This window comes from Pseudomonas sp. RP-B7 (assembly GCF_059803535.1).
In genome coordinates, this window is record NZ_JAPFHC010000015.1 from 22,379 (window position 1) to 37,843 (window position 15,465).

A 15,465-nucleotide genomic window follows, 5' to 3' on the forward strand; every position below is an offset into this window, starting at 1 on the left:
TATCTGAGCTTTTTCATGGACACCGCGACTGACGGCCAGCAACAGCTTCACCTCCTGTACCGCGACCATCACGGCTGGTTGCAAGGCTGGTTGCGTAAACGCCTGGGCGACCGCGAGCATGCCGCCGACGTGGCCCAGGACACTTTCCTGCGCCTGCTGGTGTCCGGGCGCTTTCCCGGCGACAAGGAAAGCCGCAGCTACCTGGCACAGATCGCCCGCAACCTGGTGATCGACCAGTGGCGGCGCCTGCGCATCGAGCGCGCTTACCTGGACAGCATCGCGCACCTGCCGGAGCCCGAGTCGCCGAGCCTGGAGACCCGCGCGCTGATCCTCGAAACCCTGATGCAGATCGACGCGATGCTCGACCGCATGCCCGACAACGTGCGCCGTGCCTTCCTGCTGTCGCAGTTCGAAGGCCTGAGCTACGCACAGATCGCCGAGCGCCTGGGCGTCAGCCTCAGCTCGGTGCAGAAGTACATGACCCGCGCCATCGTCGCCTGCTACCAAGTGGCCTACGCCGAATGAGACACGACGCGCCCATCGCCCCGGCCATTGTCGAGCAAGCCAGCGAATGGCTGATGCTGCATTGGGGTGGCGACCTGCACGGTGAACAACGCCAGGCCTTCGCCCAGTGGCAGGCCGCCGATCCGGAACACCGCCGCGCCTGGCAACGTTTGCAGCACTTGCAGCAAACCCTCGGTGGCGTGCCCGTCGACAGCGCCCGCGCCGTGTTGCGTGACACCCCGGACACCCAACGCCGCGCCGCCCTCAAGCTGCTCGGCCTGTTGCTGGTGGCCGGCGGCAGCGGCTACCTGGTGCAGCGCAGCGAACCCTGGCAGGCCGCGTTCGCCGAACACCGCACCGCCACCGGCGAGATCCGCCACGTCACCCTCAGCGACGGCACACGCCTGGACCTCAACAGCGACAGCGCGGTGGACCTGCGTTTCAGCGCCAGCGAACGCCGCATTCGCCTGATCCGTGGCGAGGTGCTACTGACCAGCGGCCACGACCCGGTGCGCCCGTTGATCGTCGAAACCCCGGCCGGTGATGTGCAGGCCCTGGGTACCCGTTTTGGCGTGCGCGAACTGTCCGGTGGCAGCCGCGTCGACCTCTACGAAGGCCGCCTGCGCGTGACCCCGCTGCACGGCGCGGCGGTGCAGATGAAGGCTGGCGACAGCCTGTGGTTCAACCCTCGGCAGAGCACGGCGTTGACGGCGGTGGACGCCAATGCCAGCAGTTGGACCGAGCACCGCCTGATCGCCGAACGCCAGCCCCTGGGCGCGTTTGTCGCGCAGTTGAGCCGCTATCGTCCGGGGCTGTTGCGCTGTGATCAGGCGGTGTCCGGCCTGTTGCTGACCGGGGTGTTTCCGCTGGACGACACCGACGCGATCCTCGCCGCGCTGGAGCGCTCGTTACCGGTACAGGTGCAGGCGGTGACGCGCTACTGGGTGACGATCAAGGCACGGGTCTGAAAAAAGTTTGCCAAGCACTTGTCGGTTTTTGCATCCCGCTCGGGATACCTCTTGAAAGCCAATCAAGAAGCGATCTCACGGGGAGTCCTGCAATGCCGCATCACCAGATCCAACCCCTGGCCCGCGCCCTGCGCCGTGGCGTGTTTGTCGGCCTGCTGGCCGCCGTGCCCCTGCTGCCGAGCCTGGTTCAAGCCGCTGAAAGCGCCGAAACACAGCGCGCCTACAACATTCCCGCGGGCAGCCTCGACCAGGCATTGAACCGCTTCGCCAGCGCCTCGGGGATTTTGCTCTCGGTGGACGCCTCACTCACCGAAGGCAAGCGCAGCGCCGGCCTGCAAGGGCGTTACGCGGTGGGCGCCGGTTTGGAGCAGTTGCTGGCGGGCAGCGGCTTGGTGGCGATGCAGTCCCAGGGCGGTTGGTCGTTGCAGGCGATTTCCGGCGGCGGCCCGTTGCAACTGGGCGCCACCCAGATCAGCGGCGAGCAAGCCCGGGAAAGCGCCTGGGGCCCGGTGGACGGTATCGTCGCTACGCGCAGCGCCTCGGGCAGCAAGACCGACTCGGCGCTGGTGGAAATCCCCCAGACCATCAACGTGATCAGCGCCGCCGAGATCAAGGCGCGCGGTGCCCAGAGCGTGACCCAGGCGTTGCTCTACACGCCGGGCATGGCGGCGGGCGGCTTTGCGGACCGGGTCAAATTGTTCGATGAGCCGACCTCGCGCGGCTTCTCGCCGACCCCGCTGTACCTCGACGGCCTGCACCTGCCCTACGGCGGCGGCAGCACCGGCGGCGCGTTGCAGATCGAACCGTACTCCCTGGAACGCATCGAAGTGCTCAAGGGCCCGGCCTCGGTGTTGTACGGTCAGAACCAACCGGGCGGCATCGTCAACATGGTCAGCAAGCGCCCCAGCGAAACCCCGGTGCACCAAGTGGTGCTGGAGGCCGGCACCTACGAGCACAAAAGCGCGGCCATCGACCTCGGCGGCCCGCTGGATGAACAAGGGCAGTTTCTCTATCGCCTGACCGGCCTGTTCAGCGATGGCCAGGACGAAATCAACTACGTCGAAAACAAACGCCAGTTCATCGCCCCCAGCCTCACCTGGCGGCCCAACGACGACACCAGCGTGACCCTGTTCGCCCAGTACCAGAAAGACAAAGGCGTGCCCGAAGCCCAAGGCCTGCCGGCGTCCGGCACCCTGTGGGCCAACCCCAACGGCAAGATCAAGCGCGACCTGTTTCTCGGCGAGCCGGGCGTCAACCAGTACAACCGCGAGCAGTATGTGCTGGGCTACGAGATTGCCCATCGCCTCAACGACACCTGGACCCTCAAGCAAAACGCCCGCTACGCCGAGGTCGACGACCGCTACACCGCGCCACTGCACGGCTACGCCTTCGTCGCCAACCCCGCCACCGGGGTGCAGGACCAACGCTACCTGCAACGTTACGCAGTGGACTGGGCGCAGAACAACAAAGTGTTTGGCGTCGACAGCATCGCCCAGGCCGAATTCGACACCGGCGCGCTGTCCCATACGATGATTTTTGGCCTCGATTACTACCACTCCGGCTCGCTGTTCCACGGCCTCTACGACCGTACCGCCGCGGCGATCGACCTGTTCAAGCCGGTCTACGGCCAGCACATCGACTACCGCCAGCCGTACCGCTGGGACCGCACCCTGAGCCAGACCGGCCTGTACGTGCAGGACCAGATCAAATGGGACAAATGGGCGCTGGTGCTCGGCGGCCGTTACGACTGGGCCAGCGTGGTCAATAAAGAACCGATGCAAAAAACACGCTTCGCCAGCAAGGACGAAGCCTTCACCGGCCGTGCGGGCCTGGTGTACTTGTTCGATAACGGCTTGGCGCCGTTTATCAGCTACTCCGAATCCTTCCTGCCGCTGACCGGCACCAACGTCGACCGCAAGCCGTTCGATCCGTCTACCGGCAAGCAATACGAAGTCGGCGTGAAATACCAACCACCTGGCCAGAAGAGTTTTGTGCAGGCCTCGGTCTACCAACTCGACCAGGAAAACGTCATCACCACCAACCCCAATGACACGTTCAGCACCCAGAGCGGCGCCATGCGCTCACGCGGTGTGGAACTGGAAGCCAAGGCCGTGCTCAACGATGCCTGGGAGATCATCGCCTCGGCTGCACGCAACGACATCAAATACACCAAGGACGAAGAAGGCCGCCAGGGCCGCCACCCGGCCGGCATCTCACCGCTTACCGCGTCGATGTGGGTCAACTACAACGTGCTCGGCGACACCCCACTGGCCGGCCTCGGCGCAGGCCTGGGCGTGCGTTACGCCCGCCAAAGCCTGGGCGACTACTACGAAGGTGCCTTCAGCGTGCCGTCCTACAGCGTCTACGACGCCAGTCTGAGCTACGACCTGAGCCGCTCGCCGCTGAAACTCAAGGGCGTGAAACTGGCGCTGACCGTGCAGAACCTCACCAACAAGACCTACCTGTCGCAGTGCACCAGTGACCTGGATTGTTATTACGGGGAAGGGCGGACGGCGGTGTCGAGCGTGACCTACGACTGGTAGGCAGACTCTGCGGATGCAGGCTGGTGTGTAGGAAGAGTCTGGCGCCACAGGAAGTGGCGTGTAGGAGCACTCTTGATTTTGCTCACGCTGACGGATTGGGCGGGGTTACGCATTAGCCTCTGGCGCCGACTTATCAAGGAAAAGAGTCCATGCCATTCGATAACCCCTATGCCCCTCCGCAAGCCAATCTAAGCCCGCCTGCCGCGCTGCAACCTACGTTTTTCGTGGTAGCGCCGCGCAAACTATTACTGATGGTGTTGTTGTCCCAGGGTTTCTATAGCTTTTACTGGTCCTACAAACATTGGAGCCTTTATCGCGCCGCAACGGGGGCTCGAGTGCTGCCGTTGGTGCGGGCTTTTTTCTCGGTTTTTTTCATTTACGCGTTGGCGATGAACATCAAACGTGTGCTTGATTTGAAAGAGCGACCTTATCGATGGTGGCCGCGGTGTTTTGCCTTAGGTTGGATCACCTGCACGTTCTTGCCTTTAACCTTCCTCTGGTATGTTTCGCCCTTCAACGGATTGAAGATCAGCCTCTGCCTGCTCATCGTGCAGGCTGCATTGTCCGTGCAAATCCAGCAGGCGGTGAACCATCTGGAAAATGATCCCCAGGGCCAGGCCAACAGTCGTTTGACGTGGGCCAATGGCATCTGGATTCTCATCGGCATGATTTTCTGGGCGTTTGCAGTAATCGAAGCGCTGTATTTCCCTTTTCTGTAGAACCCAGTGTCCACGGTTCAAATGAACCGTGGACGCCGGTTTGTTGCATGGGGTTTTTCAGGCAAGACGCCTTCAACGATTCTGCAAAAACACCACATACCCCCGAAACCACTCGCTCCCCTTCAAATACCCCGGTTCCTCCCACGCTCCACCCTGAATCAAGCCGACCTTGAACGGCAGCCCCATGCGATTCATCCGTGGCAGATACGCCGCGTAATCCGGGATGCTGTGTCGCCCCTGGTATGTCTGCACCACCACCTCATCCACCACGCCCTTGAGCTGGGCGATGGCAGCCGGGTCGGCGTTGCTGCTCCAGTCCAGCAGGCCGGTGATGCTCAGTTTCAGCTCGGCCGGCAGGCGTTGGCGCAGGTCGCGCAGGAAGCTGGCGTACTCGTGCAGGTATTGGGTGCGGGCGTCGAAGTCGATCTGGATGCCGACCACCGGGTTGCCCGCGTCGCGCCAGCGTTGCACCTGGCCGAGCAGTTGGCTGTAGACCGCCTCCGGCCAGCGCAGGGTGTGGGCGCGGTACACCACCCAGATGTCGCCACGGCTCAGGCGTGGCACGCCGATGCCCTGGGCGATCAGTTGCGCGCCGCGTTCGGGGGCGCGGCGGTTGGCGTTGATCTGGCCCTGGAGGATGTACAGGGTGTTGGCCTGTTTAAGTACCGGCTGCGGTGCGACGCCGCTCCACAGCCAGAAGGCGTCATAGTCGCGGGCGTCGACGGCGCCGAACGCCGGGCTGGCCAGCAGCAGCCAGGCGAGCCACAGCGGCTTCACCAGTAGTACTGCGCCGATTTGCCCCACTGGGTGTCGGCAAAGCCGCTTTTGAGCTGGCGGAACCAGGCTTTGCGCACCGCCGGCTCGACGTCCTTGCCGCCGCAGCTGTTGTAGCCGGCCGGTGCGTAGCAGTTGATGGCGCGGAACAAGGCGTAGGCCTTGTCATTCTTTGGCGCCTTGGCGTCGCCGATCACCTGCCGGTAGCCGTCGAGGCGCGAGAAGGTTTCACCCTTGAAGTCCGATGCGGTGCTGCCCAGGCTACCGGCGGCGCGGGCTTGTTCGAGCGGCATGCCGTCGAGGCTGTTGCGCAGGATGAACTCACCGATGCAGTTCAGGCCCTGTGGGTTCTTGGCGTCGGCCTGCAAGGCCTCGGCGGTTTGCGCGATGCTCGGGCAGACGTAACCGGATTCGGCCTTGTCGCCGTTCCACTGGAACAGCCGCAGGGTCTGGTTGCCGCCGTAGACATAACCCAGGCTGGTGCCGAGTTTGTCTTCGGACGCAGGCACAGGCAGTTGCTTGAGGTCGTCGGCGAAGCTTTCGAACTGGCCGCGCAGCAGGTTTTTGTAGAGCAGCACGAATTGCGCGGTTTCGCGTTCCAGCGGGTCGCGGGCCTGGGCGATCTGCTGGCGCAGCAGTTCAGGCCCGGCGACGTTGCGCAGCAGGATGTAGCGCACCTGGTTGGCGCTGATCGGCGAGTCGGCGGCAAACACCTTGGCCAGCTGGCCGCTGCGCTCGTAATTCATGGCCAGGGCCAATTCCAACTGGTCGCGTTGCAGTGGCAGTTTCGCCAGCGGCAGTAGTTGCAGCCACAGCGCCTCGGCGCCTTTCCAGTCCTGTTTGGCTTCCATGGCCAGGGCGCGCAGGGTCTGTTGGCTGAAGGCGAAGTAGTTGAGGCTCGCTGGCACGCTTTGCGGCAATTGCTTCAAGGCGGCGTCCGGTTGCTGCTCGACGAACAGCGCGCACACGGCCAGCAAGTAGTCGTAGAGCGCCGGGTCGCTGGCAAACGCCGACTTTTGTTTTTCCAGGTCGGCGCGGGTCAGCGCCGGTTGCTCGCCGCCACGCATCACCATCAGGTCGCTGACCAGTTGGATCATCGGCGTGTTGACGGTGTCGCCGCTGGACATCAGCAGCTTGAGGTCGGCCTCTTCCACCAGTTCATCCACCGATACGTTGCGCTGCGCGTCGCTGGCTTCAGTCAGCGCCCAGGTAAACGCGGCGGCCAGCTTCTCGCTGTCAAAGCCCAGCCAGTACACGCGACGCAGCAGGCCGCGTGCAGAAACGCTGTATTCGCCCTGTGGATAAGTCTTCAGGTAGCCGTCGAAGCCTTGCTCGGCCGTGGCCAGCGCAGTTTTATCCACACGTTCGAGGTCGGGCACGCCGTATTCGTCATAGGTGTTGGCCTGGGCCTGGTTGAGCGCATTGCGCGCAACCATGTAGCGCGCGGTTTCTTTCAGCCACGGCGAAGTGGCGCTGCCGGCGGCGCTGAAGCCGCGCTCGGCCTCGGCGAAGCGGCCGCTGTAGAAGTCGGCGGCGGCTTGCAGGTAGGTGCGAAACAGTTGGCCGTCGGTGGACTGGATCTGCTGCGGGTCCGCGACCACCGGGCCGTCCCAGTCGCAGGTGGTGAGCAGTTGCAGGCGCGCCTTGGCCAGCAGTTCGCGCTCGGCCTGGGGCATGTCGGCCTTGGCGACCTGGCGGATAAACGCGGTGGCGCTGCTGTCGTCGTTGCTGCGGCAGCGGCTGCCTTCGCCACTGACGAAGCCTTCACCGGCGGTTTTGTAGTCTTCGCGCTTGATGCCCAGGGGCTCGAGCAGGGTGTCGAGTTCGGCGGTAGGGGAATCGTCGGAGTCAGGTTCGGTCTCGCCGTTGGAGGCCAGGGCCAGGCGGTACTGTGGAAACGGCACCGCGCCGAAACCCTGGGCCAGGTCATCTTCGTCCAAGGCATTCGGCGTCAGCGGCGCGCCTTTTTTGTCGGCAAGCATCAGGCGCAGGTTGGCCCGGCTGTCATTGCCCGGGCTCAGGAACGGCAGGTTGTTGCAACGGTCGAGGCTGCTGCGGGCGACGCGCCAGTCAGGGAAGCAAAAGTTGTCGGAACTGGCCGCTGCGGGCAGGGAAACACTGGCCAGCAGAGCCAGTGCCAGGGGTGACAGAAAACCGATGCGCATGACGTGTCCTTGATCCTGAGTCCTTGGAGGGCGGCAATCATAGCTTGATCCGACAATCGCTTCGGTGAAGCCCTACACAAATCGTAGATTTGTCCGATTGAGGGTAGTGGCAATTTAATTTCTCTGACATAGACTGCGCTGTATGTCAGGGAGTTGACCGTATGAAGCAATTGAATGCACTGATGTTGGGTTTTACCTGCCTGTTGGGCGTGGCGCCGCTGGCCATGGCTGAAGATCCCTTGCTGGATCAGCCGCCGGCGACTGCCGCCAGTGCCACCAGCGAAGCGCGCGGTGTGCTGCGGGCCCGCGACCAGGCGATGCTGGCCAGTGAGTTGTCGGGGCGCATCGTCGAACTGCCGTTCAGCGAAGGCGAGTCGTTCAAGAAGGGCGACACCCTGGCGCGCTTCGATTGTTCGGCCTACCAGGCCCAACTGAACGCCGCCCAGGCCGCCAGCCGTGGCGCCGGTGAAGAACTGGCGCACAACAAACAGCTGGCCTCGCTCAATTCCGTCGGGCGTTTCGAAGTGGCGCGGGCCGAGGCCAAGCTCACCGAGACCCAGGCCCAGTCCCAGGTCTATCAGGTGCAGATCAAGCGTTGCAGCGTGCTGGCGCCGTATGACGGCCAGGTGGTGCAGCGCAAGGTCCAGCGTTATGAAAGCGTGTCGGCGGGTGCGCCGCTGCTGGAAATCGTCGACAACCGCAGCCTGGAAATCCACCTGCTGGTGCCGTCGCGCTGGATGGGCAAACTCAAGCCCGGGCAGACCTTCAATTTCACCCCCGACGAAACCGGCCAGGCGTTCAATGCCACGGTCAAACGCCTCGGCGCGCGCATCGATGAGGGCAGCCAGACGCTGCTGCTGGTCGCTACCCTGCCCAATGCCGCCGGTTTGATGGCGGGTATGAGCGGTACCGCCCACTTCGCGCAGTTGCAATGAACGCACCGATGGCGGGGAACACCGAGCGGGTGTTCGCGCAGTTTCTCGACCTCGAACGCCAGACCCGCGCCGCCCGCACCACCGAGCAGTTGGCCTACAGCCTGGTCAACGATGGGCAAGCGCTGTTCGGCTATCGCCACGCCGCGCTGTTGATCGCGGGCAAGGTGCAGGCGGTCACAGCGGTGAGCAGCGTCGACCCGAACGCGCCGTTCGTGGCGTTTGTCGAGCAGGCGGTGGCGCAGTTGCACAAGCTGGATCTCGGCCAGACCGCGCGCGTGGTGCCCGCCGAGCTATTGAGCGACGCGGTGCGCGCCGACTGGCAGAGCCTGTCGGCCGAACATGTGTTCTGGTTGCCGCTGATCAACCCCCAAGGCCAGGTGTTTGGTGGCCTGTGGCTGGCGCGGGATACGCCGTGGAACCCGGCCGAGCAAGTCTTGCTGGCGCAGTTGGGCGACACCTACAGCCATGCCTGGCATGCGTTGCAACCGCGCCAGCCGTGGCGCCTGCGCCTGACCCGCAAACGTCAGGTGGCGGTGGTGCTCGGGTTGTTGCTGATGCTGCTGATCCCGGTGCGCCAATCGGTGCTGGCGCCTGCCGAAGTGGTGCCACTGGCCGGGCAAGTCGTCGCGGCGCCCTTGGACGGGGTGATTGCCGAGTTCCTGGTCAAACCCAACCAAAGCGTGAAAACCGGCGACCTGCTGCTGCGCTTCGAAAGCACCACTCTGACCGCCCAGGCGGACGTGGCGGCGCGGGCCCTGGGCGTGGCGGAAGCGGAGTTGAAGGCCAATTCCCAACGTGCGTTTGCCGATGCCGAATCCAGCTCGCGCATCGACCTGCTGGCCGCGCGCGTCGAGCAAAAACGCGCCGAACGCGATTACGCCCGCGAGCTGCTCAAGCGCAGCGAGGTGCGTGCCGAGCGCGACGGCATCGCGGTGTTCGCCGACGCCGAGCGCTGGACCGGCAAACCCGTGCAAACCGGCGAGCGCCTGTTGCAGATCGCCGACCCCGGCCAGGCCGAGTTGCGCATCGAACTGGCGGTGGGCGATGCGATTGCCCTGGCGCCCAACGCGCAGGTCGCGCTGTTCCTCGACAGTGACCCGCTGCAACGCCACCTCGCCACCCTGCAACGTGCCGCGTACGAGGCGCAGCCTACGCCGGGCGGGCAATTGGCCTATCGCCTGGATGCGCAGTTCGATGACGCGCCGCCGCGCATCGGTCTGCGTGGCACCGCGAAGCTGTATGGCGACCGCGCGCCGCTGGCGCTGTACTTGCTGCGTCGACCGCTGGCGGGCCTGCGTCAAAGCGTGGGCCTGTGATGAGCCTGCCCAGGCTGCGTGACGACCTGCAACTGTCCAGCGCCGGCGCGGCATTGGACGGTTCGCCGCGCTGGACCCTCGCCGACCCGGTGCGTGGGCGCTATTTCAAGTTGGGCGCTACGGCTATCCGCCTGCTGCGGCATTGGTCCCTGGGCGATGCGGAAAAAGTCCTGCAAGCGGCCAACCGCGAGCCGGGCTTGCCCTTGGGGGACAGCGAGGTCAGCGAGCTGTTGAGCTTTCTGCGCGCCCATGACCTGATCGCTGCCCTCGACCCGGAGCAACGCGCCAGCTACCTGTATAAAGCCGCCGCCCAAAAGCAGGGCCTGTGGCAGGTGCTGCTGCATCAATACCTGTTTTTCCGCATCCCGCTGTGGCGCCCGGACGCGTTTCTCAACCGCGCCTGGCCGTGGCTGGCACGCTTTGGCCCGGGCCTGTTGCGTTACGGTTTGCCGATGATCCTCGGCCTCGGGGTCTTTTTGGTGGCGCGCGATTGGCAGCGCTTCCTGGCGACCTTCCCGCACCTGTTCAGCCTCGGCGGCGCCCTGGCGTTTGGCGTGGCGCTGTTCTTCGCCAAGCTGTGCCATGAATTCGGCCATGCGTTCATGGCCAAGCGTGCCGGCTGTCGGGTGCAGAGCATGGGCGTGGCCTTCATGGTGCTGTTGCCGATGTTCTACACCGATGTCAGCGACGCCTGGCGCGTCAATGATCGCCGCGCGCGCCTGATGATCGGCGCCGGCGGGGTGATGGCCGAGCTGCTGCTGGCGTGCATCGCCTTGCTGGCCTGGTCGCTGCTGCCGGACGGACCGGCGCGCACGGCGGCGTTCATGCTGGCCAGCGCCACCTGGCTGACCACCCTGGCGATCAACCTCAACCCGTTCATGCGCTTCGATGGTTACTTTTTGATCAGCGATTTATGGGGCGTCGACAACCTGCAAGGCCGCGCTTTCGCACTGTGCCGCTGGCGTCTGCGGGAGCTGCTGTTTGGCTATGGCGAACCGGCGCCGGAACCGTGGTCGCCGACGATGCGGCGCCGCCTGTTGTGGTGGGGCTACCTGGCGTGGCTGTGGCGCGCGGCGCTGTTCCTCGGGATCGCGTTGGCGGTGTATCACCTGTTTTTCAAGCTGCTCGGGATCTTCCTGATGCTGGTGGAATTGGCGTGGTTTATCTGCCTGCCGATCTACAAGGAGTGGCGTGAGTGGTGGAGCCGCCGCAGCCAGGCCCATACACCTCGGGTGTTGCTCAGCAGTCTCGGATTGGGGTTGATCGTGCTGGCGCTGGTGGTGCCGTGGCGCAGCGCGGTGGAGCTGCCGAGCATGCTTGAGGCCGGTCGCGTCAGCGCGTCTCATGCGCCGGTAGCGGCGCGGGTCAAGGCGCTGCGGGTGGTGGACGGGCAGGCGGTGACCCAGGGCCAGGTGCTGATCGAACTGGAGTCGCCGGACCTCGACGCGCGCCAGAGCATCGTGCGTCGCGAAGTCGAGATCCTGCAGTTGCAGATGCGCCGCCAGGCCGGGCGTAGTGAAACGGCGGCCGACGCCGGGATCAACGATCAGCGCCTGTCCCAGGCCCTGGCCGAATACCGTGGCCTCGCTGCCCAGCGCGAACGCCTGCTGTTGCGTGCGCCCCATGGGGGCACGGTACGCGATGTGCTGCCGCAATTGAGCGTGGGTCGCTGGCTGTCGCCCAAGGATGCGCTGGTGCGGGTGGTGGAAGAGGGCGCGCGCCTGCGCGGCTACCTGGCCGAGGCGCAGCTGTGGCGAGTCGGGCCTGGGGCGACCGGGCGGTTTATCGCCGATGACCCGATGCACGCCGCGATCCCGGTGCAACTGACCGACATCGACGCCAACGGCGTGGCTTATCTGGATCAGGAGGCGCTGACCTCCGACCATCACGGGCCGATTGCCGTGCGCCGCGACGAAAACCAGCGCCCGGCGCCGGTGCAGGCGCAGTATGGTGCGCGCCTCAAAAGCCTGGAGGCGATCGAGACACCCCGGCAACCGTTGCGCGGCGTGGTGCTGTTGCAAGGGCGCAGTGAGTCGGTGCTGGGCACGGCCTGGCGGCGGGCGGCGGCGTTGGGGGTTAGGGAAAGCGGGTTCTGACAAGGAGTGGCAGGCGATGATGAACAACAATGGCGGATTGGCGCAGGGCTTGGCGATGCGCCCATCACGGGCCAGCGATGGGCCGTTTTTGCACAAGCTCTACCATTCGGCGCGCGCGGATTTGCAGTGGATCGACGGCGAGCAAGAGGTCGTTGAAGAGGTCATCGCCCAGCAGTTCCAGGTGCAGGAGCGGGGCATGGATCAGCAGTTTCCAGGCGCCCTGCATTACGTGGTGGAAAAGCTCGGCACGCCTATCGGTGCCTTGAGTGCCGACTTCGGCGCCAATGAAATCCGCGTGCTGTACCTGGCGTTCATCCCTGCCGCACGTGGCCAGGGTTTCGGCCGGGCGGTGCTGCACAGCGTGCAGCAGGCCGCCACCCAAGTGTGTTGCCCGGTGGCGACGGTGGTGTGGGCGAGCAACCCCCATGCGCGCCAGCATTACCTGGCGCTGGGGTTTCGCGTGGAAGAACAGACACCGGCCGCGCAACGGCTGGTGTGGTACCCGTCTCAGTTGAACACGATGCAGAAGTAACCGCGCTCGCCGTCGCGCCCCATGGCCGGCTCGCGGGATACGAACACGTGTTCCAGGCATACATCCGGCAAGGGCAGGCGGCACAAGCCGTCGACGAAATCCGTCGGCCCGAGGCTATTGAGCGACACACTGAAGCCCTCCCGTGCACTGCCCGGCAAGCTGGCCTCCGGCGCCGGGCGCAGCCCCTGGACCTGGATCTGCAACGCCGAGCCATCTGGCAGGTACAGCACACTGGGCTGAGCCAGCAGAGGACGAAAATGTTCCAGAGTGACAAAATTCAACATGCTTTGGCTCCTCGTAGTGAGCGGGCTTGCCCGCGCTGGGGGGGCGAAGCCGCCCCAAATCCAGGCTCCTCGGTTTGTCTGAAACACCGCGGCGGACCGATTGGGGCGGCTTCGCCGCCCAGCGCGGGGCGAGCCCGCTCACTACCAATGCGGGGTTGATTGGGGGCGGGTCAAGAGCGTGAAGGGTAGAGCCCGATCAGGGCAATGCTGAAGTTGATCGCCAGGTAAGGGTTCAGGGTGGCAAAGGCCTGGCTCTGGCCGGCAACCGCCGTGTCGCCGACCACCGTGGTGCTGACGCCCTTGAGCGGCACCGGGTTGGCGCCTTGTTGATCGGAATAGATCGTCGCGCTGCCGGGGCCTGGGCCGGAAGCACCGATATAGGCATTGGTCGGCGTAGGTACCGTCACCGAGTTGCTGACGACGCTGGTCAGTTGCACCGTGGTGCTGCCGGCGAGCGTGCCCGCGCCATGGGTGTGGGCGGGCAGGTTGCCGGCCAGCAGCGTGACGGACTCGGTGCCCGCAAAATCGCCGATAACCCGCGCCGACAAGCCTGTGCCTTGGCCCATGCCCATCGGCAAGCGGCTTTGCAGGTTCGGCAGTTGGAAGGTGGACTGGCCGTTGCCGCCGTAGAAGGTGCCGATCAACGCAAACAGTGCGGCGTTCTGTTGCACAGCCAAGACCTGGCCGTTGCATAACGCCCAGCCATTGGGGGCGTAGTTAAAGGCAAAAGACTGGATGGTGCCGATAAATACTTCCATGAGTCGCGAATCCTTGTGTGAGCTCTTAGGTATGGAGTGGCGCCAATCGATCCGGCGTCATCGCAGAGCGTAGACGCACTTTTGCGCAGCGCCTGGCCAATGCGAAACCGCGAGCGAAACCCAGGCTTATGCCCTAGAGTTGCGCCTGTTGGCGCATGCGCAATTTTTGCCGGGGAAACCGGCAGTGTCAGGGGATTTGAGGTGCGACGGTCTGTGGTCGAGCAAGACGAAAAAGTGGGTACATTTGCCGTGGCGCAGGCCTGGGAAGGCAGCGGCTGGCTGAGCCGGCTATGGTGGGTGCCGATCCTGGCGCTGGCCATGGCCGTGCGGTTCTATGGCCTGACGGCGGCGGCGATCTGGGGCGACGAAGGCTCAAGCCTGCTGCTCAGCGAATACGCCGTTGACGACCTGTGGTTTCACGCGGCCCATGATGTGCACCCGCCGCTGTACTTTTTCATGCTGCGCGGCTGGATCGAGGTGTTTGGCGACGGCATCTGGTCGATTCGCGGCATGAGTGCGATCCCCGGCGTATTCGCCGTAGGCCTGGGAATGTGGCTGATGCGGCTGCTGTCCACGCGTCGCGCTGCCTTGCTGGCGGGCGTGCTGCTGGCGCTGTTCCCCAGCGCCGTGCGCTATAGCCAGGAAGTGCGCATGTATTCGCTGTTGGCGGTGTGGCTGCTGGGGGCCACGCTGGCGTTGGTGTACTGGGTGCGCCAGCCCGCGCGCACGCGTTGCCTGGTGGCCTATGTGCTGCTGATGGCGGCCGCTTTTTATACCCATTACTTCACGGCGTTGTGTGTGCTGGTGCACTGGGCCTGGCTGGGCCTGTTGTACCGTTCCCAGGCGCCGGGCCAGCGCTTGCTCGCGCGTCCGGCATGGTGGTGGGCCAATGTGGCGATTGTCGTGTTGTACCTGCCTTGGCTGCCGAACCTGCTGGATCTGGTCCAGCATGTCGAGCAGCTCAAGGTCGGCGGCGATATTGGCTGGGAAGACCCGGTTACGCTGATCTCCGTGCCCTCGATGATCTGGCAGTTCGTACTGCAGGATGAAGGCCTCGGCTTCTGGGCGCCGCTGTTCTGGCTGTTCCCGCTAGCGCTGATGGCGGTGGTTGCGGTGACTGCCTGGAAAGACCGCGAAAACCTGCGGCCGGCGCGCCTGCTGGCGCTGTTTCTGCTGCTGCCGGTGCTGTTGGTGTATGGCGTGTCGTTTGTATCGCCTGTGTTTATCGAACGTTACCTGACGGTGTATGCCATCGGCTTGCCGCTGCTCATGGCCTTGGCCATCGATCGTTTGCCGAGCCGTCTGTCGTGGCTGGGGGCGGCGTTGTTCGTGGTGTTTGTCGGCGTTGAACTGCTGGGGTTGAAGAACAATGCCACGGTGGATGTGCATGACCAGTTCAACGTGCCGGTGGAGTTCGTCAATCGCAATTACCAGGACGACGACCGCATCGTACTCAGCGACATGATGTGGTACTTGAGTTACGTGTATTACGACCAGACCGACGCCCAGTTGCAGCTCTACACCCCGCCCAAGCCCGACGGCACCCCGACCCGGCCGAATGCCTATGGCTTCGGGACGTTGGTGGATCAGGACGGCGGACGCATTTACCTCGACCGTCTGTCGGCTTTACCCGCCGAAACCCGCCGCGTCTGGCTGATCAGCAGCAATGAAATGCCCGACGATTTCGCGCCGATCCCCGACGGTTGGCGCCAGGTATTGCAGCAAGATGGCGGCGGGGCGAGGGCGCGGCTATTTGTGCTGTGTACGGGGCCTGTTTCTTTGCAGCCTGAGGCATGTCGTTAATTTCGAATCGGTATTAAATCGACTGCAAATAGTGGCATTTACCCACTAGTGGTTGTATCAATCCTGAG

At 64.4% G+C, this 15,465-nt stretch carries 13 protein-coding genes; 9 read left to right on the forward strand and 4 right to left on the reverse strand.

Features of this window, described 5'->3' with window-relative positions:
- The first annotated feature begins 15 nt into the window (after positions 1 to 15).
- The 4 genes from OPU96_RS15545 (at position 16) to OPU96_RS15560 (ending at position 4,734) form a co-directional block, all read left to right on the forward strand.
- Positions 16 to 525: a sigma-70 family RNA polymerase sigma factor gene (locus OPU96_RS15545; RefSeq protein ID WP_226456610.1), complete on the forward strand. Its 510-nt coding sequence runs from the start codon at positions 16 to 18 to the stop codon at positions 523 to 525.
- Positions 522 to 1,472 (forward strand): FecR domain-containing protein, encoded by a 951-nt coding sequence (locus tag OPU96_RS15550; protein WP_498559311.1) that lies wholly within the window; start codon positions 522 to 524, stop codon positions 1,470 to 1,472. Before OPU96_RS15545 ends, OPU96_RS15550 begins: the two co-directional genes overlap by 4 nt.
- A 92-nt stretch (positions 1,473 to 1,564) precedes the next feature.
- Complete coding sequence (locus OPU96_RS15555) at positions 1,565 to 4,015, forward strand: TonB-dependent siderophore receptor (protein WP_498559312.1); 2,451 nt, start codon at positions 1,565 to 1,567, stop codon at positions 4,013 to 4,015.
- 149 nt (positions 4,016 to 4,164) lie between these two features.
- On the forward strand, positions 4,165 to 4,734 hold the full coding sequence (locus OPU96_RS15560; RefSeq protein WP_192298570.1) for a hypothetical protein: 570 nt from the start codon (positions 4,165 to 4,167) through the stop codon (positions 4,732 to 4,734).
- Between the two features lie 72 nt (positions 4,735 to 4,806).
- Here the strand turns inward: OPU96_RS15560 and OPU96_RS15565 are convergent, their stop codons facing one another.
- Entirely contained in the window at positions 4,807 to 5,511 is a 705-nt protein-coding gene (locus tag OPU96_RS15565) for a DUF3142 domain-containing protein (RefSeq protein WP_498559313.1), read from the reverse strand.
- A complete protein-coding gene (locus tag OPU96_RS15570; RefSeq protein WP_498559314.1) occupies positions 5,508 to 7,673 on the reverse strand; it encodes a PA5441 family protein in 2,166 nt (721 codons plus the stop codon). The genes OPU96_RS15565 and OPU96_RS15570 overlap by 4 nt, the downstream gene beginning before the upstream one ends.
- Before the next feature lie 224 nt (positions 7,674 to 7,897).
- Between OPU96_RS15570 and OPU96_RS15575 the strand changes: the two genes are divergently transcribed.
- The 4 genes from OPU96_RS15575 to OPU96_RS15590 are packed head-to-tail and all read left to right on the forward strand — an operon-like array spanning position 7,898 to position 12,552.
- Positions 7,898 to 8,608, forward strand: a complete 711-nt coding sequence (locus tag OPU96_RS15575) for an efflux RND transporter periplasmic adaptor subunit (RefSeq protein WP_498559337.1) — start codon at positions 7,898 to 7,900, stop codon at positions 8,606 to 8,608.
- Entirely contained in the window at positions 8,605 to 9,924 is a 1,320-nt protein-coding gene (locus OPU96_RS15580) for an efflux RND transporter periplasmic adaptor subunit (protein ID WP_498559315.1), read from the forward strand. Before OPU96_RS15575 ends, OPU96_RS15580 begins: the two co-directional genes overlap by 4 nt.
- The gene (locus tag OPU96_RS15585; RefSeq protein WP_498559316.1) at positions 9,924 to 12,020 is read left to right on the forward strand and encodes a site-2 protease family protein; all 2,097 of its coding nucleotides are present in this window, start codon (positions 9,924 to 9,926) and stop codon (positions 12,018 to 12,020) included. Before OPU96_RS15580 ends, OPU96_RS15585 begins: the two co-directional genes overlap by 1 nt.
- A 16-nt stretch (positions 12,021 to 12,036) precedes the next feature.
- Positions 12,037 to 12,552 carry a GNAT family N-acetyltransferase gene (locus OPU96_RS15590; RefSeq protein ID WP_192298562.1) on the forward strand — a complete coding sequence of 172 codons (516 nt, stop codon included), beginning with the start codon at positions 12,037 to 12,039 and terminating at the stop codon, positions 12,550 to 12,552.
- Here the strand turns inward: OPU96_RS15590 and OPU96_RS15595 are convergent.
- The gene (locus OPU96_RS15595; protein WP_226456617.1) at positions 12,528 to 12,836 is read right to left on the reverse strand and encodes a hypothetical protein; all 309 of its coding nucleotides are present in this window, start codon (positions 12,834 to 12,836) and stop codon (positions 12,528 to 12,530) included. The genes OPU96_RS15590 and OPU96_RS15595 overlap by 25 nt on opposite strands.
- 170 nt (positions 12,837 to 13,006) lie before the next feature.
- Entirely contained in the window at positions 13,007 to 13,594 is a 588-nt protein-coding gene (locus tag OPU96_RS15600; protein WP_226456618.1) for a phage tail protein, read from the reverse strand.
- 201 nt (positions 13,595 to 13,795) lie between these two features.
- Between OPU96_RS15600 and OPU96_RS15605 the strand changes: the two genes are divergently transcribed.
- Entirely contained in the window at positions 13,796 to 15,397 is a 1,602-nt protein-coding gene (locus OPU96_RS15605; protein ID WP_498559317.1) for a glycosyltransferase family 39 protein, read from the forward strand.
- The last annotated feature ends 68 nt before the right edge of the window (positions 15,398 to 15,465 follow it).